Origin of the sequence: Pararhizobium arenae, from assembly GCF_001931685.1 — a bacterium.
Lineage (GTDB): Bacteria > Pseudomonadota > Alphaproteobacteria > Rhizobiales > Rhizobiaceae > Pararhizobium > Pararhizobium arenae.
Genome location: NZ_MOOY01000008.1, coordinates 118,983 through 144,269, shown reverse-complemented (window position 1 = coordinate 144,269; position 25,287 = coordinate 118,983). Strand labels below are relative to the sequence as shown.

23 protein-coding genes and 2 tRNA genes are annotated in these 25,287 nt (G+C 60.1%); 10 read left to right on the top strand and 15 right to left on the bottom strand.

Annotated features, from left to right (window positions below; genetic code table 11):
- Positions 1–70 precede the first annotated feature (70 nt).
- Together BLX89_RS18390 and BLX89_RS18385 are read right to left on the bottom strand one after the other, a co-directional pair.
- Positions 71–343, bottom strand: coding sequence for a hypothetical protein (locus tag BLX89_RS18390; protein ID WP_143523674.1), 273 nt, complete (start codon positions 341–343; stop codon positions 71–73).
- A gap of 8 nt (positions 344–351) precedes the next feature.
- A complete protein-coding gene (locus tag BLX89_RS18385; protein ID WP_245292862.1) occupies positions 352–2,517 on the bottom strand; it encodes a prolyl oligopeptidase family serine peptidase in 2,166 nt (721 codons plus the stop codon).
- Between the two features lie 188 nt (positions 2,518–2,705).
- On the opposite strand from BLX89_RS18385, the gene BLX89_RS18380 reads away from it, so the two are divergent.
- On the top strand, positions 2,706–3,332 hold the full coding sequence (locus BLX89_RS18380) for a TetR/AcrR family transcriptional regulator (RefSeq protein ID WP_083637668.1): 627 nt from the start codon (positions 2,706–2,708) through the stop codon (positions 3,330–3,332).
- A 489-nt stretch (positions 3,333–3,821) separates the two neighbouring features.
- Here BLX89_RS18380 and BLX89_RS18375 read toward each other — a convergent pair whose 3' ends face one another.
- Both BLX89_RS18375 and BLX89_RS18370 read right to left on the bottom strand, forming a co-directional pair.
- Positions 3,822–4,076 carry a hypothetical protein gene (locus BLX89_RS18375; protein WP_075292410.1) on the bottom strand — a complete coding sequence of 85 codons (255 nt, stop codon included), beginning with the start codon at positions 4,074–4,076 and terminating at the stop codon, positions 3,822–3,824.
- A 142-nt stretch (positions 4,077–4,218) separates the two neighbouring features.
- Positions 4,219–4,536 (bottom strand): winged helix-turn-helix transcriptional regulator, encoded by a 318-nt coding sequence (locus tag BLX89_RS18370; RefSeq protein WP_075292409.1) that lies wholly within the window; start codon positions 4,534–4,536, stop codon positions 4,219–4,221.
- A gap of 108 nt (positions 4,537–4,644) precedes the next feature.
- Between BLX89_RS18370 and BLX89_RS18365 the strand changes: the two genes are divergently transcribed.
- Positions 4,645–5,352: a glutathione S-transferase family protein gene (locus tag BLX89_RS18365; RefSeq protein WP_075292408.1), complete on the top strand. Its 708-nt coding sequence runs from the start codon at positions 4,645–4,647 to the stop codon at positions 5,350–5,352.
- Between the two features lie 287 nt (positions 5,353–5,639).
- Here the strand turns inward: BLX89_RS18365 and BLX89_RS18360 are convergent.
- The 10 genes from BLX89_RS18360 to BLX89_RS18315 form a co-directional block, all read right to left on the bottom strand.
- Positions 5,640–5,715 (bottom strand) — tRNA-Phe (locus tag BLX89_RS18360).
- A gap of 189 nt (positions 5,716–5,904) precedes the next feature.
- Positions 5,905–6,114, bottom strand: coding sequence for a DNA gyrase inhibitor YacG (gene yacG / locus BLX89_RS18355; RefSeq protein ID WP_075292407.1), 210 nt, complete (start codon positions 6,112–6,114; stop codon positions 5,905–5,907).
- Between the two features lie 2 nt (positions 6,115–6,116).
- On the bottom strand, positions 6,117–6,731 hold the full coding sequence (locus tag BLX89_RS18350) for a Maf-like protein (RefSeq protein WP_075292406.1): 615 nt from the start codon (positions 6,729–6,731) through the stop codon (positions 6,117–6,119).
- Between the two features lie 111 nt (positions 6,732–6,842).
- Positions 6,843–7,061, bottom strand: coding sequence for a translation initiation factor IF-1 (gene infA, locus BLX89_RS18345; RefSeq protein ID WP_004435948.1), 219 nt, complete (start codon positions 7,059–7,061; stop codon positions 6,843–6,845).
- Positions 7,062–7,186: 125 nt separating this feature from the next.
- Positions 7,187–7,603, bottom strand: coding sequence for an arsenate-mycothiol transferase ArsC (locus BLX89_RS18340; RefSeq protein WP_075292405.1), 417 nt, complete (start codon positions 7,601–7,603; stop codon positions 7,187–7,189).
- Between the two features lie 64 nt (positions 7,604–7,667).
- Complete coding sequence (locus tag BLX89_RS18335; protein ID WP_075292404.1) at positions 7,668–8,147, bottom strand: UPF0262 family protein; 480 nt, start codon at positions 8,145–8,147, stop codon at positions 7,668–7,670.
- The gene (gene hisD, locus BLX89_RS18330) at positions 8,144–9,448 is read right to left on the bottom strand and encodes a histidinol dehydrogenase (RefSeq protein WP_075292403.1); all 1,305 of its coding nucleotides are present in this window, start codon (positions 9,446–9,448) and stop codon (positions 8,144–8,146) included. The genes BLX89_RS18335 and hisD overlap by 4 nt, the downstream gene beginning before the upstream one ends.
- 90 nt (positions 9,449–9,538) lie before the next feature.
- Complete coding sequence (locus tag BLX89_RS18325; RefSeq protein ID WP_075292573.1) at positions 9,539–9,976, bottom strand: DUF2948 family protein; 438 nt, start codon at positions 9,974–9,976, stop codon at positions 9,539–9,541.
- Positions 9,977–10,075: 99 nt separating this feature from the next.
- On the bottom strand, positions 10,076–11,368 hold the full coding sequence (gene murA / locus BLX89_RS18320; protein WP_075292402.1) for a UDP-N-acetylglucosamine 1-carboxyvinyltransferase: 1,293 nt from the start codon (positions 11,366–11,368) through the stop codon (positions 10,076–10,078).
- A 152-nt stretch (positions 11,369–11,520) separates the two neighbouring features.
- Positions 11,521–11,793 (bottom strand): hypothetical protein, encoded by a 273-nt coding sequence (locus tag BLX89_RS18315; RefSeq protein WP_075292572.1) that lies wholly within the window; start codon positions 11,791–11,793, stop codon positions 11,521–11,523.
- 155 nt (positions 11,794–11,948) lie between these two features.
- On the opposite strand from BLX89_RS18315, the gene BLX89_RS18310 reads away from it, so the two are divergent.
- The 5 genes from BLX89_RS18310 (at position 11,949) to BLX89_RS18290 (ending at position 13,678) form a co-directional block, all read left to right on the top strand.
- Positions 11,949–12,023, top strand: a tRNA-Thr gene (locus tag BLX89_RS18310).
- Positions 12,024–12,157: 134 nt separating this feature from the next.
- Complete coding sequence (locus tag BLX89_RS18305; RefSeq protein WP_075292401.1) at positions 12,158–12,553, top strand: hypothetical protein; 396 nt, start codon at positions 12,158–12,160, stop codon at positions 12,551–12,553.
- Between the two features lie 221 nt (positions 12,554–12,774).
- Complete coding sequence (locus tag BLX89_RS18300; RefSeq protein ID WP_075292400.1) at positions 12,775–12,954, top strand: hypothetical protein; 180 nt, start codon at positions 12,775–12,777, stop codon at positions 12,952–12,954.
- 236 nt (positions 12,955–13,190) lie between these two features.
- Complete coding sequence (locus tag BLX89_RS18295) at positions 13,191–13,403, top strand: hypothetical protein (protein ID WP_075292399.1); 213 nt, start codon at positions 13,191–13,193, stop codon at positions 13,401–13,403.
- Complete coding sequence (locus BLX89_RS18290) at positions 13,397–13,678, top strand: hypothetical protein (protein ID WP_245292861.1); 282 nt, start codon at positions 13,397–13,399, stop codon at positions 13,676–13,678. Before BLX89_RS18295 ends, BLX89_RS18290 begins: the two co-directional genes overlap by 7 nt.
- 164 nt (positions 13,679–13,842) lie before the next feature.
- On the opposite strand, the gene BLX89_RS18285 is transcribed toward BLX89_RS18290, so the two are convergent.
- On the bottom strand, positions 13,843–14,997 hold the full coding sequence (locus BLX89_RS18285) for a polysaccharide biosynthesis/export family protein (RefSeq protein WP_425348621.1): 1,155 nt from the start codon (positions 14,995–14,997) through the stop codon (positions 13,843–13,845).
- 441 nt (positions 14,998–15,438) lie between these two features.
- Here BLX89_RS18285 and BLX89_RS18280 point away from each other — a divergent pair, with 441 nt between their 5' ends.
- The 3 genes from BLX89_RS18280 to BLX89_RS18270 all read left to right on the top strand — a co-directional run bounded on the left by BLX89_RS18280 (position 15,439) and on the right by BLX89_RS18270 (position 25,266).
- A complete protein-coding gene (locus tag BLX89_RS18280; RefSeq protein ID WP_075292396.1) occupies positions 15,439–22,965 on the top strand; it encodes a type I polyketide synthase in 7,527 nt (2,508 codons plus the stop codon).
- A complete protein-coding gene (locus BLX89_RS18275) occupies positions 22,962–24,377 on the top strand; it encodes an aminotransferase class I/II-fold pyridoxal phosphate-dependent enzyme (protein WP_075292395.1) in 1,416 nt (471 codons plus the stop codon). The genes BLX89_RS18280 and BLX89_RS18275 overlap by 4 nt, the downstream gene beginning before the upstream one ends.
- A gap of 91 nt (positions 24,378–24,468) precedes the next feature.
- On the top strand, positions 24,469–25,266 hold the full coding sequence (locus BLX89_RS18270) for an SDR family oxidoreductase (protein ID WP_075292571.1): 798 nt from the start codon (positions 24,469–24,471) through the stop codon (positions 25,264–25,266).
- Positions 25,267–25,287 lie beyond the last annotated feature (21 nt).

Sequence of the window (25,287 nt, the reverse complement as noted above, 5' to 3'; positions counted from 1 at the left end):
CGAAAACGGTCTATCGCAGGTCAGCTACAATCCGTTCCCGGGTCAGGGCGAACCTCAGGCGGTGCGGCGGTCAATAGCCCTCGCGCCTCCTTCTGATCTCCCGGAGCATTCGCAGGTTTTCTCTGGCCTGTTCCGCGTTAATCAGCGCTTTTTCCTGGTTCATAAGTTGCTCGCGTTGAAGACGGCGCTGCTGCATGGACATGCAGCGACTGTAATCCCGGTACGCGGAGCAGTGGCGCCCATCGCCGTAAGGATCATCTCCGGCAGTCGTGCAGCCGGCGAGCGTCAACACGCCCAGCGTCCCGGCCAAAATCGATATATGGGTCTTCTTCAGATCAAACATGGTCATCATCATTCTGCAGTTGGTTGGATTGGCTTAACCGGGTTGATGTTCAGGCCCGTCCAGTGGGCGGCGAAAGCCCACATGTCGGCGTGCTGGGCGATGAGCTTTTCGAGCGGCATGCCTGCACCATGACCAGCCCTCGTCTCGATGCGGGCCAGCCGCGGTTTCGATCCGAGGTCGGCGGCCTGCAAGGCGGCGATGTATTTGAACGTGTGGGCCGGAACGACGCGATCGTCGGCATCGGCGGTCGTCGCCAGGATTGCCGGATAGTCCACACCCTGCCTGATCGTATGATAGGGAGAGTAGGTCATTATGGTGCGGAAATTCGGCTCTTGGGACGGATCGCCGAATTCGCTGATCCAGAACCCTCCGGCCGTGAACTTGGCAAAGCGAAGCATGTCCATCACACCGACGCCCGGCAGCGCGACGTCGAACAGATCGGGCCTTTGGTTCGTCACCGCCCCGACCAGAAGGCCGCCGTTGGATTCGCCCTGGATGGCAAGCCCGTTCGATGCGGTAATGCCGCTCTTTTTCAGGAATTCGCCGGCGGCGATAAAATCGTCGAACGCATTCTGCTTTTTATCGAGCTGTCCGGCGCGATGCCAAGCTCTGCCATATTCCCCGCCGCCGCGGATGCCGGCAATTGCCAAGACTCCGCCCTGCTCCACCCAGGCGAGTTGGATCGGATTGTAATAGGGAAGCTGAGGGATTCCGAAGCCGCCATATCCATAGAGCAGCGTCGGAGCAGCTGTCGTGACGTCCTTACGGCGTACGATAAAAATCGGCACCTCGGTCCCGTCCTTCGACCGATAAAACCGTTGTTCGACGGCGATATCGTTCGGATCAAGGGAAGCCTTCGGCTCCGCCCAAGGCTTTACGGAATTGGTGTCCGTATCATATCGATAGATCGCGGTCGGCGCATCGAGGGCGGTAAAGCCGAAGAACGCCTCCGTATCGCCCGGACGTCCCTGAAAGCCGCCCGCCGTACCGATGCCGGGCAACCCGACCGTCCCGTCGAAAGCGCCGTTCATACTGAAGCGGCGTATTTCCGTTTTGGCATCGACGAGATAGGCGATGAAAAGTCCGTTACCCATCAGCGCGGCATCATTCAGAACCGCGTTGTCGGCATCTTCGGCGACGATCTCAACTGCATGCGGATCAGGCTCGGTGAGGTCGAGCGACACGACGCGCCGGCGCTCGGCTCCATCGGTGGTGACAAGAATGAGCTTGCTGCCGTCATTGCCGATGACAGACCATTCAGCGTCCATATGCGGCACGATCGTCTGCGGCTTCCAATCCGCGGACGCGAGATCGACAACGGTGAGTGCATTTTCGTTCGTTCCCGGCGTCGAGGAAATAGCGAGATAGCGGCCGCCTTCCGCGCGATCGGAGACATGCAGCAGGCCCGGTCGATCGGGTGAGGAATAGATCAGCCGATCATCTGCCTGAGGCGTGCCGAGCTTATGGAAATAGACGGCGTGATTGGCAATGGCCGCGCCCGCGGCACCTTGAACCGGCTCCGGCATGCGCGAATAGAAGAAGCCTGAATTATCCGGAGCCCAGTTGATACGCGTGAACCGGGCCCAGTCCACGACATCCTCAAGCTCCTTTCCGCTCTCGACATGGAGCACCCGGATGGTCCGCCAGTCGCTACCGCCCTTCTGCACGCTGAACGCCACGTAGCCGCCGTCGTCCGAGACGCTCCATTCGCCGATCGCATCGGCGTTGTCGTCCGACCAGGAATTGGGATCAAGCAAAAGACGAACGTCGCCGAAGGCGCCATCTCGGACATACAAGGAAGGCTGGTTCTCACGACCTTTGTGCAGGGTGAAGAAATATCGATCACCACGCTTGCGAGGGACCGTATAGCGCTCGTAATCGAACAGGCTCGTCATCCGGCTTTCCAGGATGTCGCGACCCGGAAGCGTATCGAGATAGTCCTGCGTCACCTTGTTCTGCGCCTCGATCCAGGCAGCGACAGCCTGATCATTGGTGGCCTCGTTTTCCAGCCAGCGGTAGGAATCCACGACGGTCCGGCCGAAATGCTCCTCCGTCACATCGACGCGCTCCGTCTCCGGATAGGTGATCTTTGACATGTCGTTCTCCAGGGGTTGTGCCGATACGCTGCTGAACTGGACGACCAGCGACATCGCGATGGCGGTGGATCTTCTCATCAATGTTTCCTCGCAAATGGTGGTGACAGGACCCCATGTTCCTAGCCCGGAAAAACCAATAATGGCACTTAGTGTCATTATTGTGATGCGATAGATGCTGAAATCCTGGAGCGCCTAACACATTTATTTTGGTAAAATGGCACATATTGACATATTCTGAGGTCTGGAAGCATCAGCCGGAGATCGCTATGAGCAGGACGGTTCGGGAAGGCGCGCATATCGACGTGGCACGAAGCGCCGCGCGTCTATTTCTCGAGAAAGGGGTTGCAGGCACTAGCGGCGACGAGATCGCGGATGCGGCCGGCATCTCGAAGCGAACCCTCTGGCGTTATTTTCGCACGAAGGAGAGCTGCATTGAGCCGCTCTTTGCGCTGACGTCGCAGCGCTTTGCCGAAAAGCTCAAGAACTGGCCCCTCGATATGTCCGTAGAGCGGTTTCTGGAGCTTGCCTACGACTTCAGCAAGATCGGCGCCCAGGAAATCGAGGACGGCAGGTTGGTCGTGCACCTTATCGCGCGGCTGGAGGACGAGCCCGCCCTGCTCGAACCTTTTTTCATGGCCACACGAATGACGGAAATGACGATGGCGGGCGTGATTGCTTCGCGACTTGATCTTTCGCCAACGGATTTCGAGGTGCGATTATGCGCCGCCACCGTTGCCGCAGCCATGCGGATCATCGACGAGACCATCAGCAGGGCAGCGGTTAAATACGGACAAGTCCCGACCGTTGCCGAGACCAACGATCGCCTCGCGCAAGCAATCCGCCGCGCCAGCACCCTGCCGTTCTGCGATCCGGTGACCCCGCGACCGCGGTAGTCGGCGCCGCCATTCGCCAGCAGCGGGAGTTTTGGGCATCTAAGAAACAGAGATATACGTCGCCGAACCCGGCCGACGCCTTGGCTATACCGTGACCGCACCAGGCCCGCCCCCGCAATATGCACAAAGCTGGTTGCTCACGCCCCAGGGGTCAGGCTGCATGGTGACGACGGAAGAGGTCGGAGTCGGTGAGATGGCGAAAACGGCATCCAGCAATGGCGACCTGCTTGTCTACCTGGCGCACGAGCTATGGCTTGCTTGGCTCCGGTTCGTATCGCGAACAGGACCACGTCCAATTGACTGATAATTTCAGAGTGTCGGCTCGACCTTGGCAGAATGCCTGTGTGACTTGCTGCGGTCGATACGTCACCTCGCCGATCAGATCAGACGCGCAAGTTTCAGCGCGTCTGCCGCTTCCTTTTTCGAAGGCACGATCGGCCAGATGAGCGCCGAGCGGGAGGAATACAGCTGGTTCAATGTAAGCCAGCCTCAAAGCACCCCACCCTGGGGTGATGTCAGGTTCAATCCGCCGGCGTTGGGGACTTGGTTGATTGGACGAATGCTCAGCATGTCGGCAAGGCTGTCGCCCGGTGACGGCAGAACGCCAAACAGGGCACCCGCCCCATCGTCGCTCCAGACGACGCTACCATCGAAATCAATAAGCAATTCCGCAAACATCGACGTTTTGCGGGCGGACTTGGTCTCAGGCAAGCTGTCAGGAGAAAATGGCAGGGACACGGGCATAAGGCGTTCCAAACGAAGTCGGCCTCTTTTACTCCGAACTGGTTAAGAATTGCGGCGCGGTGATTACAGAAACGTCACCGGCATCGAAGAACAGATTGCGAATTTAAGCACCTTCGAAAGTAAAGCCATGCGTGTGGTGTCGTCAATTATTGCTCTCTGTAGCTTCCCACCAATCGCCCAACGCATCAATGAGCGGCAACAGCCGTACTCCTGCAGCTGTCAGATCGTACTCGACGCGAAGCGGATAGCCGTCAAACTCGGTGCGGCGGACGATGCCGGCATCCTCCAACCTGCGCAGTTCGAGCGTCAGCATCTTGTGCGAAATCGTCGGATTGTCCCGGCGAAGATCGCTGAACCGCTTGGTGCCCTCCTGCAGATAGTAGATCAGCAATGTCGGCCAACGACCGCTGAGTATCTGCATCACTTCCTCGATGGGGCAGCGGGAAATAAGATTTCTCACTCGTAGCTCATGGTAACAAAAAGGTGCGTAATTTACTTGGCGCAGCCGCCCGGTATGGTTCAGCTTCGCTGCGCAGCGTGATCAGAAGAAATCACGGAGAACGAGAGAATGGAACCCATACTCATATACGGCTTTCCGGCGGGAAGCTCCATGGGCCTCGTCGCCGCTCTCGAATGGATGGGCAGGCCCTACAGGCTTTGCCGGGTCGATATGTTCGGTGAGATGCGCGATCCCTCTTACAGGCGGATTAACCCGCGCGTTGAAACGCCCGCATTGATAACCGACCAAGGTGACGTGCTCACGGAAACCCTTGCGATCTCCGCATGGCTGGAAGCCCGGGATACAGAACGACGGATCAGCTTCGATCCGTTGTCGCGAGAGGCCGACCGGATGCGTCAATTGATGGCGTTCATCAATACCGGCTTCACCGGAGCGTTCGGTCCTCTATGGGCCGCGATGGAAATGCAGCCACCCAAGCCCGCGATGCAAGCGGCCTTGAAGGAATGGGGCCGTGAAGCCGTCATCGAACGCCACAACCGGCTGGAAGAGATGATTGGGAATACTCGATATCTGATCACAGACCATCCCACGCTGGCCGACGGCATTCTGATCGGCGTCGCTCGCTGGCTCGATTTCCATCAGGTTGCCGACAGGTCCCGCTGGCCGAAGCTCTCGGCCCTGCGGAACCGTCTCGAAGCCGACCCCGCCGTGATCCATGCAGTTTCCTTGGAGAACGGTGAGGTATCGCCGGGCAACGGAACTTGTCAGGGCCATGTCGATTTGACCGACGTGATCGACCGGTTCGGCTCCCAGTAAGCCCACGGCGCGGCCCATGGCGATCTCTCCCGGGCCGCGCGTACGCCGACCAACCCGAACGGGTTCCGAAATTCCTGATGGTTCGGCAGCTTGCAGAACCAAAGTGCTATCTCCGAATAACTGCAATGAGGGATAAAGCATAGCCTTCCCCCGTGTTCCAAAAGTGTTTCATGGACTGAGCGGCAACACGCTGCATCCATTGAGATCATTGGGCATACTTTGCAACACGTTGCAGCACCCAACGTTAAGCGCACGATTTCTAACTGTTTGATTTCGAGAGAAAAATATGGTGCCCGGAGGCGGATTTGAACCACCGACACGCGGATTTTCAATCCGCTGCTCTACCAACTGAGCTATCCGGGCATCCCTGCTTCGCAAGCAGTTGTTTCCATTCGGGAAACCGTGGGGCGTTTGGTGCGCCCCGGAAGTGAGCGGGGTTATAACATCTTGTTCGGCGGTGTCCAGCACCAAATGACGTTTTTTTGCAGCTTTTTGCGTATGGTCAGAAGCGATTGATAATACTTGCTTATCGGGCGAATTACGCAGCTCATTTCAGCTGTTGTCGTCAGCTTTTGTCTCGTCATCGGCAACGGGAATTGCGTATGAGCCGGTCAGCCAACGGTTCAGGTCGACATTGCGGCAACGGTCGGAGCAGAAGGGATAATGTTCCCGGTGTGAGGGTCTGCCGCATTCGGGACACGGCACGGTCTTGCGCAGTGGCGCCACCTTTGCAGACGGCTTTTCCTGATCGTCGCTGCCCATGCTCAGCCTTCCATCCAGCCGCTATGGATATCGTATCCCTCACCGGAAAGCAGGTTGACCGTCTCCTGCAGCGGCAGGCCGACGACGTTGGTGTAGGAGCCGATGAGCTTCACCACGAAGCTGCCGGCGATGCCCTGGATGCCGTAGCCACCCGCCTTGCCCCGCCATTGGCCCGACGCGATGTAGCTGTCGATATCGCGCGTCGAGAGCCGTTTGAAGCGGACCTTGGTATCGACCACCTTCTGGCGCACGGCGCGGGTCGGCGTAATCAGGCAGATACCGGTATAGACCCGGTGGCTGCGGCCGGAGAGAAGATGCAGGGCGCTGGAGGCATCGCTCACCAGCTCCGGCTTGCCGAGAATGCGCCGGCCGACGGAGACGACCGTGTCTGCCGCCAGGATATAGGCTTCATCCCAACCAGGCTCACCTTTCACCGCCGCAAGGGCCGCACGCGCCTTCTCGCCGGCGAGACGCCAGGCAAGCGAGCGCGGATGCTCCGCGCGCTTCGGGGTTTCATCGAGATCCATCGGCATCAGGCGCGCAGGCTCGATGCCGGCCTGCGCCAGCAGTTCGACACGCCGCGGCGAGCCGGAAGCGAGGATTAGCTTTTGTGTCATCGCAACAGGGCCATCGTTCGATTTCGGTTCGGGGCAAATTCAGGGCCGACGATGCGGGCTTGCCGCATCCAGCCAAAGCCGGCCGGCATCACGGTGCGCCGGCGGATGTGCTTACTTGAAGCGGTAGGTGATGCGGCCTTTGGTCAGATCGTAAGGGGTCATCTCGACCAGAACCTTGTCGCCGGCCAGAACACGGATGCGGTTCTTGCGCATGCGGCCAGCCGTGTGCGCGATGATCTCATGCTCATTTTCAAGCTTCACGCGGAACGTCGCGTTCGGAAGCAATTCGGTAACAACGCCCGGGAATTCGAGGACTTCTTCTTTCGCCATGTAGGATATGTCTTTCTGGTTTTGCTGGGGACGCTCTTGCCGCCCCTTAAAAATTTGCGCGGAAACTACACAATCACTGCCCATTTGTGAACAGCGATGATCCCGCTTTTCCTTGATTTGTCTGCCTATGGCATGTTGGCGCGGCTTTGTCCAAGCAAACGATGCCGGATGAGCGTCTCCAGATGTTCGCGCACCTCACGATAGGCGGAAACGATCTGCTCGCGGGTACCGGTGGCCACCGTCGGGTCCGGCGTCGGCCAGTAGGTGACGTCGATCGCCATGGAACGGGTCAGTTCCAGTGCCGCATGATGCGCCTCCGGCGCGAGTGTCACGATCATGTCGAAGTAATCGTCTTCCAGCTCTTCCAGCGTGTGCGGCTGGTGGCGCCCGATGGTCAGGCCAAGCTCTTCCAGAACGACATCGACGAAAGGATCGCGTTCGCCGGTGCGCACGCCGGCAGACGCGATATAGGTGCCGGCGGGCAGGATCGACTTTGCCAGGACTTCTGCCATCGGCGAACGGATCGCGTTCATGCCGCACATGAAGAGGATGGAGCCCGGCGGCTTCCTCTCCTCGCGTTCGGAAGCGAACGCCACCGTCACGCCCCTACCCGCGCCAATAGAGCACGCAAACCAGCGTGAACAGCCGGCGCGCGGTATCGAAATCCACCTTGATCTTGCCCTCCAGCCTGTCCATCAGGGTTTGCGAACCATCGTTGTGGATGCCGCGACGCCCCATGTCGATCGCCTCGATCTGGCTTGGCGTCGATTGGCGGATTGCCTCGTAGTAGCTTTCGCAGATCATGAAATAGTCCTTCACGATGCGGCGGAACGGCGTCAGCGACAGGATATGGGTGGCGACGGCCTCGCCGCTCTCGGTGCTGATGGCGAAAACAAGCTGCTTGGCGTTGATCAGCGACAACTTCAAGCGGTAGGGCCCGCCCGCATGACCGGCGGGCTCGAAGGAGTTTTCCTCGATCAGATCGAAGATGGCAACGGCGCGCTCGTGTTCGACATCCGGCGTCGAGCGGCCGATGGTCTCATCCAGCACGACATCGAAAAGACGGTGGCTGGAGGGCTTCGTCATCCCTCATCCCCGAGATTGAGGCGGATTGCAACCGAGCGCGCATGGGCTTCCAGCCCTTCCGAGCGGGCCAGCGCGATGGCCGCAGGGCCGAGATCGCGAAGCTGATCGGCACCAAGGCGCAGGATGGAGGTGCGCTTCATATAATCGAGAACGCCGAGGCCCGAGGAAAAGCGGGCGGACCGCGCCGTTGGCAGAACGTGGTTCGAGCCACCAACGTAGTCCCCGATCACTTCGGGCGTATGGCTGCCGACGAAGATCGCGCCGGCGTTGCGGATCTTCGGGATCATCGCTTCGGCATCGGCAAGCGCCAGCTCGAGGTGTTCGGCGGCGATGCGGTTTGCCAGCGGCACGGCCACTTCCAGCTCCGGCACAAGGATGACGGCGCCGAAATCGCGCCAGCTGGCGCGCGCCGTTTCAGCTCGCGGCAAAACTGTCAGCTGACGCTCGACAGCCGCTTCGACGGCGGCAGCCAGCGGCGCATCGTCGGTGATCAGGATCGACTGGGCGCCGACATCATGCTCCGCCTGGGCGAGAAGATCGGCGGCGATCCAGTCCGGATTGTTGTCTCGGTCGGCAATCACAAGCACTTCCGAAGGGCCGGCGATCATGTCTATGCCGACGGTGCCGAAGACCTGACGCTTGGCGGCCGCAACATAGGCATTGCCCGGACCCATGATCTTGGCGACAGGCGCAATCGTCTCGGTGCCATAGGCAAGCGCGGCGATCGCCTGCGCACCGCCAATCCTGTAGATTTCTTCGACACCGGCCATACGGGCGGCCGCGAGCACAGCGGGGTTGATGACGCCACCATTGGCCGGCACGACCATGACGATGCGCTCGACACCGGCAACCTTTGCCGGCAGTGCATTCATCAGCACGGAGCTTGGATAGCTCGCCGTGCCGCCCGGCACATAAAGGCCGACAGCATCGATTGCCGTCCAGCGCGAGCCGAGACCGACACCCATGGAGTCTTCGTAGATATCATCCTTCGGACGCTGGCGGGTGTGATGGGCCTCGATGCGCACGGCGGCAACCTTCAGCGCGCCCAGCACTTCGGAGGGCACGGCAGCGATGGCCGCGTCGATTTCCTCTGCCGTCACCTTCATCGGCGTGACGGAAAAATCCAGGCCATCGAAGCGGTGGGTATATTCCGCAAGAGCTGCATCGCCCCTTAGGCGCACGTCCTCGATGATCGTGCGTACCGTCGCGTTCACATCCTCGGACACCTCGCGCTTCGTCGTCAGGAAGGCGGCAAAATCCTTCTCGAAGGCGGGGGAGAGGTAATCCAGACGAATAGCCACGCGATCAGGTCCTTGTTTTCTGCAGATCAAACCGAAAGCCGGAGCGGCTCTCCTGCCGGAATGAAGGGCGGCAGTGCCCCTTCCACAACTTCAGGCCGCCGGATGGCGCGGCTTGAAGCCGGTTTCCCATGCGCCGCCCGTATCGGCAAGCTGCGCTTCGATACATTCGACATCGAGCGCAATCGTCGCATCGGCAGAGAGAAGAAGCTCGATCGTGCCGTCCGGCCCCTCGCCCTTCTGCTCGAAGCTGATCGCCAGCAGCGACAGCACCTTGTCGTTGTCGCCCCGGTCGAAACCGACCGAGCGCACCGCCTCAACCCGCTTGAACACAAGCGCCGCGCGGCGGCGCTCGTAAACCTTCGAACGCGCCTCAGCAGTTTCCCAGACGAAACGATTGATCTCGACGGAAAATTGCCCGGCGCGGGCATTGAAGGCAAGATCGGAAACCTTGAAGACCGCATCCTGCACATGGGCGGAAACGATCTCCAGATCCTCGACGTCCAGCGCCATCAGCTTCAATGTAGTCATGCGTATCAACCCCTTGCCGCAGCCTTTCATAGCGCATTGCCGATGAAGGACATAGGACGGCGGCGCCCTTTGCGCAACAGCCGGCTGCGGCTTCACGGATCAGTCGCTGACCCGCTCGACATTGGCGCCGCAGGCATTGAGCTTCTCTTCCAGACGCTCGAAGCCGCGGTCGAGATGATAGACGCGCGACACCATGGTTTCGCCTTCCGCCACAAGGCCCGCGATGACCAGCGAGACCGAGGCGCGCAGGTCCGTTGCCATGACCGGCGCACCCTTCAGGCGTCCAACGCCCTCGATCTTGGCGGTCTGGCCCGACAGCGAGATCCTGGCGCCGAGGCGGGCCAGTTCCTGAACGTGCATGAAGCGGTTTTCAAAGATCGTTTCGGTGATGTGGGAAACGCCGGAGGATTTGGTCATCAGGCCCATGAACTGCGCCTGCAGGTCCGTCGGGAAGCCCGGGAAAGGATCGGTAACGATATCGACCGGCTTGATGCCGCCGCCATTGCGCACGACGCGCAGGCCGCTTTCGGTCTCGGTGATCTCGGCACCGGCGCGGCGGATCGCTTCGAGAGCAGTGTCGAGCAGCGCCGCATTCGTGCCTTCAAGCACCACATCGCCGCCGGTCATGGCAACGGCCATGGCATAGGTGCCGGTTTCGATACGATCCGGCAGGACGCGGTGACGCGCGCCGGAGAGCGAGGTGACGCCTTCGATGGTGATGGTGCTGGTGCCGGCACCGGAAATCTTGGCGCCCATGGCATTGAGGCAATTGGCGAGGTCGACGACTTCCGGCTCGCGGGCAGCATTGCCGATGGTGGTCGTGCCATTGGCAAGCGTTGCCGCCATCATCATCACATGGGTCGCGCCGACAGAAACCTTCGGGAAAACGTAGCGGGCGCCGACAAGGCCGCCCTTGGGCGCCGTTGCATTGATATAGCCGCCGTCGATTTCCATATTGGCGCCGAGCGCCGCCAGACCTTCGATGAACAGATCGACCGGCCGCGTGCCGATGGCGCAGCCGCCCGGCAGGGAAACGCGGGCCTTGCCTTCGCGGGCAAGCAACGGGCCGATGACCCAGAAGCTGGCGCGCATCTTCGAGACCAACTCATAGGGAGCCGTCGTATCGACGATATTGCGCGAGGTGAAATGGATGGTGCGCGCGTAGCTTTCGCCCTGGCGTTCGCGGCGGCCGTTGACGGAGATGTCGGCGCCATGATTGCCGAGGATGCGGATAAGCTGCTCGACGTCTGCCAGATGCGGTACGTTCTCAAGCGTCAGCGTGTCGTCGGTGAGAAGCGAGGCGATCATCAGCGGCAGGGCTGCGTTCTTCGCGCCGGAGATCGGGATGATGCCGCGCAACTCGTTGCCGCCGGTAATTCTGATACGGTCCATATGATATTACGGGCCCGTGCCCGCCTTTCTTGAAGACAATCTTCCTGTGGGATTGGCGCGTCATAACCGAAGCGCCGGGAAATGAGAAGGACATTGCGCGGGCAGACGGCCAAAACGCGGGGGCGACAGCCGGACTGCAGGTTCGCCGGAACTTATTCGCCTGATTCGCGCGAATTTGCGGCAACATCCGTCGGCTCGGCCGAATTTCCCGTATCGCCGTCCACTGCTGCCGGCAGGTTGGACCGTTCGTCTTCCGCGCCGGCCCTGCGCGCCCTGCCCTGCTGCTTGCGCCTCAGGAGATTTTCCCTAAGCGTTCTTGCGGCCCGCTCGCGCCGCGCCTGCGCCTGCCGCTCGGCCTCCGAGGCCCTTGAGCGGGCGGGTTTTGCCTGGGGATTGCCACCGTTCTGATCGTCGTTTTCGTCCATGCCGCCGCAATAGCGCAAATTCGCGACAACCGAAAGCCATGCACGCTTTTCCGCCTTCGCCTCACGAAATCTACGGATTGGTGCTTGCGCTTGTGAAAAACCTATGGCAATAGGCCCTCGCTCGCGCCGGAACGGACTTATCCGCGGCGCCGGATGCTGCTATAGCTCAGGGGTAGAGCACTCCCTTGGTAAGGGAGAGGCCGAGAGTTCAAATCTCTCTAGCAGCACCAGTTACCCCATGATCTTGATTTGATTTCTCTTCCGCCGCTGCATCGTATTCTCCGCTATCGCTGGGAATAAGGATTGATAGATCATAAGCGACGCGGTAGGGAAATCGGAGACGAACAGGACCAAACCCTTATCCATGGCGATTTCCGACCTTATCCTTCAGCTCAAGCATGCCCCCGGGCCCAACCATGATCTTGATGTCTCGATCGGCATCATCATGGGCTACAAGCGCGAGGTGCAGATGGTGGATGAGGCTGACAGAAAAAGCCGCAAGGTCATCTGGCTTTATCCTGAAAAGGATGGGGAAGTTCCGCTGCCCCGCTTCACCGAAAACCTCGAGGACGCCTATCTGCTGGCGAGGACGGTCATGCCCGGCTGCGTCGGCGGCGTGAGCTGGGACCATGACGGCGCCACCGCCAAACTGGACGACGGTCCTTATTTTACCGCCGCAACGCCTGCGCTCGCCCTCTGCATCGCAGCGCTCAGTGGCGCCTACGCCGAAGACGAAGAGATGTCCCACAGCGTGCAATAGCCCTGAAGGCCAATGCGCTTGTTGCTGTGCTCCCCACGGCACCCATCCCGCAAGGCAGGATGAGACCGGTCTTTCAGAACCTTAGATAGAGGACACCATCTCCGACATGGGGCCAACTTGACATTTTCCATTTTGGAACATAAAGTGAACATACGAACACCGGCATCGAAAATGAAAGGACCGATGCCGGTGATGACGATCATATAAAGAGGAAACGAGCCATGAGCAGAACGGAAGAAATCATCGAACGGGTCCGCGCAACCGTGGCGCAGTCGCAGGCCTTGCGGGAACGCGCCATGATCTACCGCGCAAACGCTCGCACTTTGACGGACCCGGCCCCGAACAGAAATGGCCAACTGCATTTCGTCTTTTCCAGGGAACCCGAAACCGTCAGGCACTGACGCAGAACTTTGAAGGCCTTTTCCGTTGTAAGGTGTGAGCCCGGCCGCATGCAAACTGACGGGAACGACCTGAAGCCACCCGGGCACGGCCTTCCGATACGGAGTAACGCCGCGATTTTGTCAAAATCTCTCTTCGTAATGCGTCAGTTCGGCGTTTCGACACGTTGATCGCTGAAAGCGTGCCGGCAACGCATCGAATGGGCCGGCAAAGCATCGAATGGAGTGAGGGGTTGAACATGGGCCAATGGCGTAACGAACCGATGCACCCCGGGCATATCGATCTTTGCCAAAGGGTCTTTGATGCTGCCTGCTCCGCGAGGGAGATCGAAACCGACAGCGATGCGCGCGATCCGGTCGCCGCTTACGTGCTCACCCTCTACCGACATGGCGTCAGGGATGAAGAAGAGCTGCTGCAGCGCGTTCTCAAGGGCCTCGACGAAGATTGCTGAGACATATCCGCAAGCAATCGACTATAGGGCGCTGGCTGCTGCTGATGTATCATCGCTCCGTTGCAGACACATCAGGGCGGCTCGATATGCAGGACAAGCGTTACAAGATCAGACCGGAAACGGACGGATCGTGGACGGTCGTTGATACGTTGACAGGGCTGCCCGCTGCTTCGGACGGGCGCGACCTGATGAAACTTGCCCGGGACGATGCCCAAGATATTGCCGACGTCCTGAATGAAGACGGGGCCTGCAACGGTAAAAGCCCGCTCGTTTAAGCCGCTTGCGCCTCAACGCTCATGCGAACTCTCGCGGGCGATCGCTCCCAGATCGGCCGGGTAACGAGTTTGCTTTCGGGCCTATCCGTCGCCGATTGCGAAATCCTTCCTCCAAAAGAAAAGGCGGCACGAGGGCCGCCTTGACGATGGTCTTTCAGCGGACCTCAGTTCGAGAGGTCGTCGATGACGTTGGATGCAGACGACGCAATGCCGATGGGTCGCGCCACAATGCCAAGGAACTTCACCAGATCGACAGAGGGATGACGCGACACATAGATGACGTCACGGCTCTTGACCGGGAAAGTCTGCCCGACGATCAGGCTGTCCGGCTTTGACATATCAAGCCGGTACACGATCGGATAACGGCCGACATTGTCCGGCTGCATGCCCTTGGACAGCATGGCATTGAAACGTTCCGTGCCAAGCAGGCTCATGACGATGTCCGGCTCTTCATAACGGAACACGAAATAGCCCTTGGCGTCGACCCTGGTATCCGCACCGCCGCCCGCGAGGGCAACGGCCTCGAGAAGATTGAGATCGGTTGCGCCAAACTCGATGCGCCGGTTTGTCTTCACGGCGCCGAGAACAGTGAACGTTCTCGGATCCTGCATGACGTAGACCTGATCGCCCGGCCGAACGAAAATATTCTCTGACGGGTTCTCGATCACGTTCTTGAGAAGCGCTGTGCCTGTCTTCTTGCCACGGACGAGCGTGACATAGGTCTCGTAAGGCTGGCCGACCGGGCCGCCTGCCTTGGCGATCACTTCGTTGATCGTCTCCGGCACAAGATTAAGCGGGACCACGGCGGAGCGCGCGACGGCGCCGGAAACGGTGACATTGCGCGAGGCGGTTCCGACGCTGGTTACGATGACGTCAGGCTCGACCGCCTTCTTGACGAGGGCATCGAGAATCGTCTGGCGCGCTTGCTCCAGCGTCTTGCCTGCGAATTTCACCTGACCGACATACGGTATGGAAGCTGCGCCGTTCGGCTGCACGACGAGGTCGAGGGTCGTCTGTTTCGATTCGGATGTCGAAAAGAGGCCATCGCTGCCGGCTTCGAAAATCGTGACCTTCAGCAGATCGCCAACGCCGATCACGACCTGACCGACTCCGCCGCCAATGCCGAAACGGCGGCTCAGCGCTGTCGATGTGTAGTTGGAGACCAGGCGTGCAGAGCGCGCGTCGACGTCGACGACGTCATAGGCAACCGTATTCTCGCGACCGATCTCCTGCGCCGACCGCCCCGCATCCTTAACGATTTCGGAAGAAAGGGGGCCTTCCCCCGGAACTGCCTGACAGCCCGCAAGTACGGCACACATCAGGATGGCATTCAAACGGTTCAATTAAACCACTCCGAAATCGGCATTGGGCATCTCCCATGGAGTGCACCGTTGCCGCTGCATTCTATAAACCGGACTTCCGATTGCACCCTGAAAAGCACAATCGGTGTCCCACAACAAGCCATTCGAGCTAGGTTGCACGCAAATATTCATGGGTGCGCTTTTCGTGCAATACAGACCCGCAACCGTTACGCCCTGTCTCCATTTTTGTTTTGGACGCATGTGCAACATGTGTATTTTCGCATGAAAAAGGTTGAAAGCTGGTGAACATTGATTAGAGCTTCACAAAGTAGCTGATGACGGAATGCCCCAAGCTTTGACGCTGGGGCGAGATGGCAAACGGTAAGTTGCGATTGCAATTTGATGCTTCAAATGCGATCAGCAGGACAACTCACAGCAGTTCAGAGCGTTCGATTGAATATGACAGTTGAAATAATTGGGCGCGCTTGCGTCGCCCCGGGTGCAGATTCCCCGCAGGCTCTTTTCCGGCTTCTGCGCCAGGGCAAGAGCGCCGTCACGCGCATACCTCCCGATCGGTGGGATCTGGCCCGTTTCTGGCACCCCGCGCAGGGCACGCCCGGCAAAACGTATACATTCGCCGCAGGCGTTCTGGACAGCATCTACAATTTCGATCCTGCCGCTTTCGGCATGTCGCAGCGCGAGGCCCAGCATATGGACCCGCAGCAGCGCGTGTTGCTGCAATTGGCCTGGCGCGCGCTTGAAGATGCCAATATCTCGATCCCGTCGCTTCAGGGCGAAAATGTCGGCGTCTATATCGGCGCATCCAGCCTCGATCATGCAAACCTGACGGTTCAGGACCCGGCCGCGGCCGGTCCGTACTTCATGACCGGCAACACGCTGTCGATCGTTTCCAACCGCATCTCGCACATCTTCGGCCTGAGCGGACCGAGCATGACGATCGATACGGCATGTTCTTCGTCGCTGGTGGCGCTTGATCAGGCCATGCGGGCGCTGAACACCGGCGAAATCGATACGGCGATCGTCGGCGGCATCAATATTCTCGCCCACCCCCTCTCCTTCGTCGGTTTTGCGCAGGCGCGCATGCTGTCGCCGGAAGGGTTGTGCCGCGCCTATGATAATGACGGGGCCGGCTACGTACGCGCTGAAGGCGGCGTTGTCTTCGTCCTGCGTCGTTCTGATCGCGCGAAACAGGAGAAAGACCGCAGCTACGCGAAGATCGTCGCCACCGGCGTCAACTCCGCGGGCCGCACGAACGGCATCTCCCTTCCCTCGCGCGAATCCCAGGCCAATCTGCTGCGCGCGATCTACGAAGGCAATAATATCGATTCCAACCAGGTCGCGTTCGTCGAAGGCCATGGCACGGGCACCAAGGTCGGCGACCCCGCGGAGGTCTGGTCCATCGGAACGGTCATCGGCGCCAATCGTCGCGCGCCTGTTCCGATCGGCTCCATCAAATCCAATATCGGCCACACGGAACCGGCATCCGGCCTTTTCGGCGTGCTCAAGGCCGTGATGGCACTGGAGAACAATTATCTCCCCGCATCCCTGCATTTCGACACGCCCAACGACAACATCGATTTCGACGGCCTGAATGTTCGCGTCACGGCAAACCCGATCGAATTGCTGCGTGGCAAACGGGCACGTCTCGCCGGCATCAATTCGTTCGGCTTCGGCGGCGCCAACGCGCATGTGGTCATCTCCGATCCTGATCCCGTTCAGGAGGAGCGCCAGCGCAACAATGCGACGGGGCATGTGTTCCTCGCGAGCGCCCATACGGCCGGCAGCCTCAACGAATTGCTGAAATCCTACAAGGCTACATTCGCAAAGGCCTCCCGCGAAGAGGCGCGCTCCATCATTGCAGCCTCCGGCGCAAACCGGACCCTGATGCGCCACCGCTTCGCCGCCCGTAGCGACAGCCCCGAAGATATCGTCCGCGCTATCTCCCGCCATCTCGACAATCCTGCCTCCGACATCGGCGAGATCGGCGAGGCGGCGACGAAGGATGCAAAAGTCGCCTTCGTCTTCTCCGGCAACGGCTCGCAGTGGGCCGGCATGGGTGTGGAAGCCTTCCGTGAAAACCTGCATTTCCGGCAGTGTTTCACCTCCGTCAGCGCACTTTTCAAGTTCCATGCCGATATTTCCCTCGTCGATCTTCTGACCGATCCCGAACTCGACAGGAAGCTTGCCGACACCAAGATCGCGCAGCCGCTTCTCTTCGCGGTACAGGCAGCCCTTTCCGACTCGCTCGTTGCCATGGGCATCAAGCCCACAGCCGTCTTCGGCCATTCGGTCGGCGAGATCGCGGCGGCCTATGCCGCAGGTGCTCTTTCCCTCGTCGATGCCGTGTCTATCGTTGCGAAACGGTCTCTGCACCAGGATCTGCTGGCAGGACAGGGCACCATGGCGGCCGTGATGCTCGGCGAAGAAGCCGCTGCAGCCTTCGCCAAGGCGCGCGGGCTGGAAGACGTTTGCGTCGCCGCGATCAACGCCCATAACTCGGTGACGATCTCCGGACCGGCGAACGAGGTCTCCGCGTTTCGCGACGCCGCCCGCAAAGCCAAGATTCCGGCCCAGGTTCTGGACATCAACTATCCGTTCCATCACCCGATCATCGATCAGGCGAAGAAGGCGTTCCTCGCGGATATCCCGGACATCGCGCCACGCCGCACGGAACTTGCCTTCATCTCCACGGTAACCGGCGACAAGCTGGATGGTACGCAGCTCGATCCGGAATACTGGTGGAAGAACGTGCGCGAGCCGGTTCGCTTCCAGGCGGCGACGGAAGCCGCAATTGCGATGGGCTGCAGCCTTTTCGTCGAAATTTCGCCGCGCGCTATTCTTTCCTCCTACCTCAAAGAAACCGTCAAGCAGTCGTCAGCGCCCGGCACTGTTGTGCCCACGCTATCGCGCGATACCGGCGAGAAAGGTCAGGATCCCGTTTCCCGGGCCATGGCGCGGGCTATAGCCCATGGCGCCGCGTTCGACGGTGGCCGGCTTTTCGGCCAGCGCAACGCCCATATCCGGCTGCCCGACCTGCCGTTCGAAGGTGTCGAACTGCGTCCGTCGTCGACAAGCGATACGATCGACCTCTTTGGCGGCATCGAAAGCATCTACACACTGGTCGGCTGGCGCTCGGATCCGAACGGCGGCAGCTGGAAAAACCATATCGACGCCCATCTTTTCCCGGACCTTGCCGAACACGTCGTCGATGGCAAGGCGATCATGCCGGGCAGCGGCTTCATCGAAATCGCGGTTTCCGCGGCCCAGCAGTTCTACGGTACGCAGCAGGTCGAGATCACCAACCTCGAAATCGTAAGGCCGCTTGAGCTTTCCGACAGCCGCATCATGGAACTGTCGACAATCGTCTCGGCCGAGACCGGCGATATCGAGATCCGCTCGCGTGAACGCCTGACGGACGACGACTGGGCCGTTCACGCCGTCGCGCGCAGCCGCAAGCCCGTTTCAAGAAACGAAGCCACGAGCGCTGAGATACTTGCGGGGCTGCGATCCACCGGAACCGTGCTTCCCGCACGCGCCTACGAAACCGCCCGTCAGTTCGGTCTCGACTACGGGCCGCATTTCCAGTTGATGACTAAGGCCATTACCTACGGCGATCGTTTCATCGATGTTGAACTGAAAGAGCCCGCCGTCGCCATCGGCCATCCATTCGTTCGATACAGCCTGAATCCGATCTCGGTCGATGCCACGTTCCATGGCCTTGTGGCGTTGTTCGACCGTCTCTCGGGCGATATCGGGGGAGCGCCTTTTATTCCCGTGCGCTTCGGGTCGGTTCGCGTTCTGAATGCAGGCGAGACGATCCAGCACGCCGTTGTCGAAATCGAGCGTGTCAGCGCCAATTCGATCAAGGCCAAGTTCCGTTTCTATGGAAAGAATGGCGCGATCGTCGCCGCATTTGACGATTGCCGCTTCCGTCGCACCTATTTGCGTCAGCACAAGACGCTGGATATGCTTTCTTTCCATTACGAAGCTGTTCCCTCGGAAGCCTCGCTTTCGGCCAAAGCAACGGCCCTGCAGTTCCCACTTCTGACTCCGGCCGAGGGAAGCGGCATCGACAATACGACCCTGCTTCTCAACGCTGCGATCTACAGGGCCTGCCACGAAATCGCGCTGAAGGTCGCCAATGGCAAGAACAAGGTCGATCCCCGCTCATTGCCCGGCGATTTCGCCTTCCGCTGCTTCCTGAACAGCTGTCTCTACATTCTTGAGGACGCCGGTCTGGGCGAGCAGAAATCCGGAACCTGGGCGATCGAGCCGGAATTTGCCTTGCCGCCCGTGGCGGATATCTTGAAGGAAGTTTACGGGGAAAATTCCGAGCGGATCGTCGAGGCGGTTCTGATCAACGACACATACGTCGAGGCCATCGAGCGCATCGCAGACTTGCAGCAGGCTGAAAAAGCCGGCGTCGATCTGGATGACACGCAGATGCCGGCCTTCATCAGCGAAGCCACCCTCGACCATCAGGCCGTTCACTCTCCCGTCACGCGACTGCGCGCCAACATCATTCTCGATGCTGTCGAAAATGCGCTGAAGGCGGCATCCGGGGAAAGTCTGCGTATCGTCGAAGCCGGTACCGTATCTTCCGCCTTTTCCCGCAGCCTTGCCAATCTGGCAGCACGCTATCAGGCGGCCCTCGTGATCGCGGAACCTCGCGACAATGCACAGCGCAACCTTGAAATCGCCTTCGAAGACGACGCCCATGTAAAGGTGCTCAAGAAGGAAGACCTCGGAAAGATTTCGGCTTTCGACCTCATCGTCAGTGCGTCCGGCGCGATCTTCACGCTCATCGACGAGGACACCGCCCTGCGGGGTTCGATCAGAGCCGGTCTGCGCGCGGGCGGCCGCCTTGTTGCGGCAGCCAACGCGCCCACCATCTTCAGCGACTTTGCATTCGGCCTGACCGAAGGCTGGTTTGCACGCAGCCAAGCGACGGAGTTCCCGGTCGGGCGACTGGCAACGGTGACCCAGTGGCAGAAATGCCTTGAAGACCTCGGCCTGCGCAATATCGTGATCGAGGATCGCGAGACGGCTTACGGCAACATCATTACCGTAGAAGGCGAAAGCGGTTTTGCCGATACGTCCAAGGAAGAGGCTGCAGCCGGGGGGCCGATCCTCCTCCTTCACGATGCATCCCTGAAGCAGAACCGCACACGCCTTGAGCAGTCGGGTGTTACCTCCGTGGCGCTCAAGGGTGACCTTGAGGCTGACAAAGCGGTTCTCGAACAGGCCTTCTCGGCGCTCAACGGCAAACCGATCCGGGCCACATACATGGCCGCCACGACCAACGCCGATTCGCTTGCCGATTCCGAGGCACTGCAAACCGCCGTTCTGCAACTGAGCGCATTCGCCGAAGCCGTGCGCGCCCATCAGTCCAAAACCCATTCCGTGCCAGATGCTCATCCGCGTCTCGCCTTGCTGCTTGAAGGCGGAGCGCCCGTCACCACGGGGCAGAAAGGTGCTGCGAGCGTCAATAGCGGCCTTTGGGCTTTTGCCCGTGTGCTGCAGAACGAATACGACACCATCGATATTCACTGCTTCGACATAACGTCAGCCGAAAGCATGGATGTAACCGCGCAGATCGCGACAGCGAACAAGCTTCTTGATCGAGGCGGCAGCAACCGCGAATGGCTGTTGGATGCCCAGACCGGGATGGTCCGCGAAGTTCGTGCGGTTTCCGGTTCGGCCGACAAGGCGCTGCGCCGTACGCGTGATTTCAAGGCCGCAACGATCCGCCAGCAGGTCAGCTCGCAAGTGGGCAGCATCGTCTGGGAGGAAAGTGTCGTTCCCGCTCCCGGATCGGGGGAAATCGTGGTCAAGGTTGCGGCAACCGGCCTCAACTTCCGCGACGTCATGTGGGCCATGGGCCTGCTGCCGGAAGAAGCCCTTGAGGATGGTTTTGCCGGTGCGACGATCGGCATGGAACTTTCAGGTCACGTCGTTGCCGTCGGTTCCGATGTAACGGATCTAGTGGAAGGCGATGCCGTAATGGCAATCGCACCTGCTGCCTTCTCCACGCACACGGTTGTCTCGCGCGCAGGCGTTGCCAAACTGCCGGCAACGGTCAGCGCCGTCGCCGCGGCGACGGTTCCCGTGGCCTTCCTCACCGCTTACTACGCCCTGGTCGAACTCGGCCGCATGCGTGCAGGTGAAACGGTTCTGATCCACGGTGCGGCTGGCGGTGTCGGCCTTGCTGCCCTGCAGATCGCAAAACTGCAAGGCGCGACTGTGATCGCCACGGCCGGCACGCGTGAGAAGCGTCGCTTCGTCAAGATGCTCGGCGCGGATCATGTTTTCGATTCCCGCACGCTCAGTTTTGTTGAGGATGTCCGTGGCGTTACGGGTGGCGAAGGCGTCGATCTCGTCCTGAACTCGCTTTTTGCCGAGGCGATGGAGCAGAGCCTGGGGCTGGTAAAGCCTTTCGGCCGCTTCCTGGAACTTGGAAAGCGCGACTATTACGCCGACAGCAAGATCGGCCTTCGTCCCTTCCGCCGCAATATCAGCTACTTCGGCATCGATGCCGACCAGTTGCTGGTGAACGCACCGGAACTGACGAAGCGGATATTCACTGAAATCGGTGCGCTGTTCGAAGAGGGCAAGCTTGTGCCGCTACCCTACCGCGCCTTCAATTTCGACGAGATCGGCAATGCTTTCCGTCTGATGCAGAACGCGGGCCACATCGGCAAGATCGTCGTCGTTCCTCCCACAGCCGGCCGCGACGAGATCAAGAGCTCGCCGGCGGAACGGCTCGTCATCGAGAATGACGGCGTTCATCTCGTCGTTGGCGGTATCGGCGGCTTCGGTCTCGCCGCAGCCAACTGGCTTGTTGAGAAGGGCGCCCGCAACATCGCGCTCAGCACGCGCCGCGGCGTTGCGGACGTGGAGACCGTGGCTGCAATCGACCGCTGGGCGAAGAAGGGGGTTTCGACCACCGTTCATGCCTGCGACATCACCAACGAGGCCGCGGCTGGCGACCTGCTCGACCAGTTGCGCTCCATCGGCCCGCTAAAGAGCATCATTCATGCTGCCATGGTGCTGGATGATGCGCTGATCGGCAATCTCGACCGTGCCCGCAACAAACCCGTCATCGACGTCAAGGCCAAGGGTGCTGCCATCCTTGACCGACTGACGCGTGCTGATCAGCTAGATCGCTTCATCCTCTTCTCTTCGGCAACCACGCTGGTCGGCAACCCGGGCCAGGGTAATTATGTGGCGGCGAACGGTTACCTCGAAGGGCTGGCGCGTGCACGCCGCAAGGCAGGCCTGCCTGCCCTGGCAATCGGCTTCGGAGCCATTGCCGATGCCGGCTACTTGACCCAGAATGCCGACGTCAACGAGTTGCTTTCGAAGCGGATTGGCAAGACGGCATTGAAGGCGCAAGTGGCGCTGGCACAGGTCGAAGCCTACATCCGCTCCGACCCTGGCACCGTGGACGCTACCGTTGTGATGATTTCGGAACTGGACTGGGCGGCGGCCCGCAATCTGCCTGTCGTTCGCAATGCCCTCTTCGAGGTCATCATGCGCAGCGCCGACCAGAATGCCCAGGGTGGTGATGGCCGCTCGATTGATCTCGTCGCCATGATCGAAGGAAAATCCGCCCAGGAAGCGGAAGATCTTCTTTTCGATCTCGTCGCCAACGAGATTGCCGCAATTCTGCGCGTGTCGAAGGATACGATTTCCCGCAACAAGGTGTTGAAGGAAATCGGTCTCGACAGCCTCATGGCCGTAGAACTTGGGATCAGTTTCCAGCAGAATACCGGCTTCGACATGCCGCTCAGCGGCGTGGCGGACAACACGACCGTCGGCGACGTGGCGCGCAAACTGTACGAAAAAGTCAGCAAACGCGACCAGAGCGGCGGCGACGAACACGAGCAGGGCGAAAACAAGCTCGTGCAGGATCTCGCCCAGCGCCACACGGGCACCGACGCGGAAAAGGCAGCAAGCCAATGAGCAAAAACGAAGAGGGTCGCGCCGTTTCGAAGATGACCAACAGCGTGAAGCAGAGCCTGCTGGATCGCATGCGTAACACGCACCAGTCGTCCGAACGCAACCGCATGGCTCGCACCGAGCGAGAGGTCGCCCCCCCGGTCCGGCGCAAGCAGACCAGGTTCGAGGATTTGCCGGAGTACAAGCAGGTCCTGACGCAGAAGTTCGCAAGCGAACAGCTCGGCATCGCCAACCCGTTTTACCGAGCCCATCAGACGGCGGCCGGCGCAACGACGGTGATCGACGGACGCAAGCTGATCAATTTCGCGTCTTATGATTATCTTGGCCTCAACCGCCATCCGCATGTGCTTGCCCAGGCGCACGACACGATCAACGCCTTCGGTATATCGGCCTCAGCGAGCCGGCTGGTCGCGGGCGAGCGCCCCGCCCATGCCGAGCTTGAAGAGCGGATTGCTGCGTTCTACGGTGTCGAGTCTTCGGTCTGCTTTGTCAGTGGTTACTTGACCAATGTGGCGGCGATCAGCTGCCTGATGGGTCCGAAAGATCTCGTCGTCCACGATGAATTCATCCACAACAGCGCCCTTGCCGGCATCAAGCTTTCGGGTGCGACCCGGCGCCTCTTCAAGCACAACGACGCCAACGATCTCGAGCACGTACTGCGCACTGTATCCGGTGACTATCGACGGATCCTGGTGATCGTCGAAGGCATCTATTCGATGGACGGCGACGTCGCCAATCTGCCGGCGATCATGAAACTGAAGGCAGAATACGGTTTCTGGCTGATGGTCGATGAGGCCCATTCGCTCGGCATCCTCGGCAAGCGCGGACGCGGAACATTCGAGCATTTCGGCATCGATCCGACCCAGGTCGATATTTGGATGGGAACACTTTCAAAGACGACGTCGAGCTGCGGGGGCTATATAGCCGGAAGTGCTGCGCTGGCGGCCGTCCTGAAAGCATCCGCCGGCGGCTTCGTCTACAGCGTTGGATTGGCCCCCGTGCTTGCGGCTTCTGCAACGGCAAGTTTCGATATTCTGGAACAGGAGCCGGAGCGGTCGGCGGCTCTGAAGCGAAACGGTTCGCTATTCCTGAAGCTGGCCCAGGAGGCCGGTCTCGACATCGGTCTCAGCGCCGGCTTCTCCGTCGTTCCGGTCCTTGTCGGCGATTCCCTTCGCGCTGTGCAGCTCTCCAATGATCTGATGGAAGCCGGCATCAACGCCCTGCCGATCATTCATCCCGCCGTACCGGAAGGCATGGCCCGTCTGCGCTTCTTCATCACCAGCGAGCACACGGAGGAGCAGATCCGCCACACGGTGACGCTGACAGCGGAGAAGCTGAAGGAATTGACCGAGCGCAATTTCGGTCTGGCCTCGGTCGATATCCAGCAGATGATGAACATGCTGTCGGCGCGCTGAGCGGCGCGTCACAGACTCTCGCGACCTGGCTTGCGTGCCAGCCCAAACCGCGCAAGAAAGGCCTCTACCTTTTCTCCTGCGGATGGCTTTCATGACGCATGTGATCGTCACCGGCGGCTCCAGCGGCATAGGCCTGGCTGTCGCCCGAATTTTCGCGGCTCGCGGTGCGCATATTTCACTGCTTGCCCGCACGCCGGAATTGCTTGTCGCCGCGCGGGAAAACCTGCTTGCAACATATCCTGAGACGAAGGTCCATATCGAGAGCGTGGATGTCGCCGACAATACAGCAGTTGCAGACGTTGTTCTCCGTTGCGAAGCCTTGCTCGGTCCCTGCGACACACTGGTTGCATCTGCTGGCATCGTTCAGCCAGGCCGATTCGAAAATATGCCTGCGGCGGTTTTCGACCGACAGATCGACACCAATTTCACAGGCAGCGCCAATGCCGTGCGCGCCGTCTATGGCGCAATGAAAGCGCGTGGAGATGGACGCATCATGCTCGTATCGTCCGGCGCCGGGCTCATTGGCATATACGGCTACAGCGCCTACAGCGCCTCCAAATTTGCTCTTCATGGTTTTGCGGAAGCCCTGCGCGCGGAAGCCCGTCCGCATGGCGTGACCGTTTCCGTTTGCTTTCCGCCCGACACTGTCACCCCTCAGCTTGCGCGCGAAATCGCGGAGCGTCCCCCTGAAGCTGCTGTCGTCATGGGCAAGGTTGCCCCCTGGCCAGCGGAGGCGGTGGCCGCCAGGATCGTCAATGCAATTGACCGCGGCACCTTCGAGGTTTTCTTCGGAGCGACCCTTTATGGACTCGGCCGCTTTGGTTCACTGGCAAAACCGTTTCTGAACAGATGGTTCGATCGCGCCATCTTCAGGTTGGTCCGCCGATGACAGGGGAAGGCCGGTCTCAAA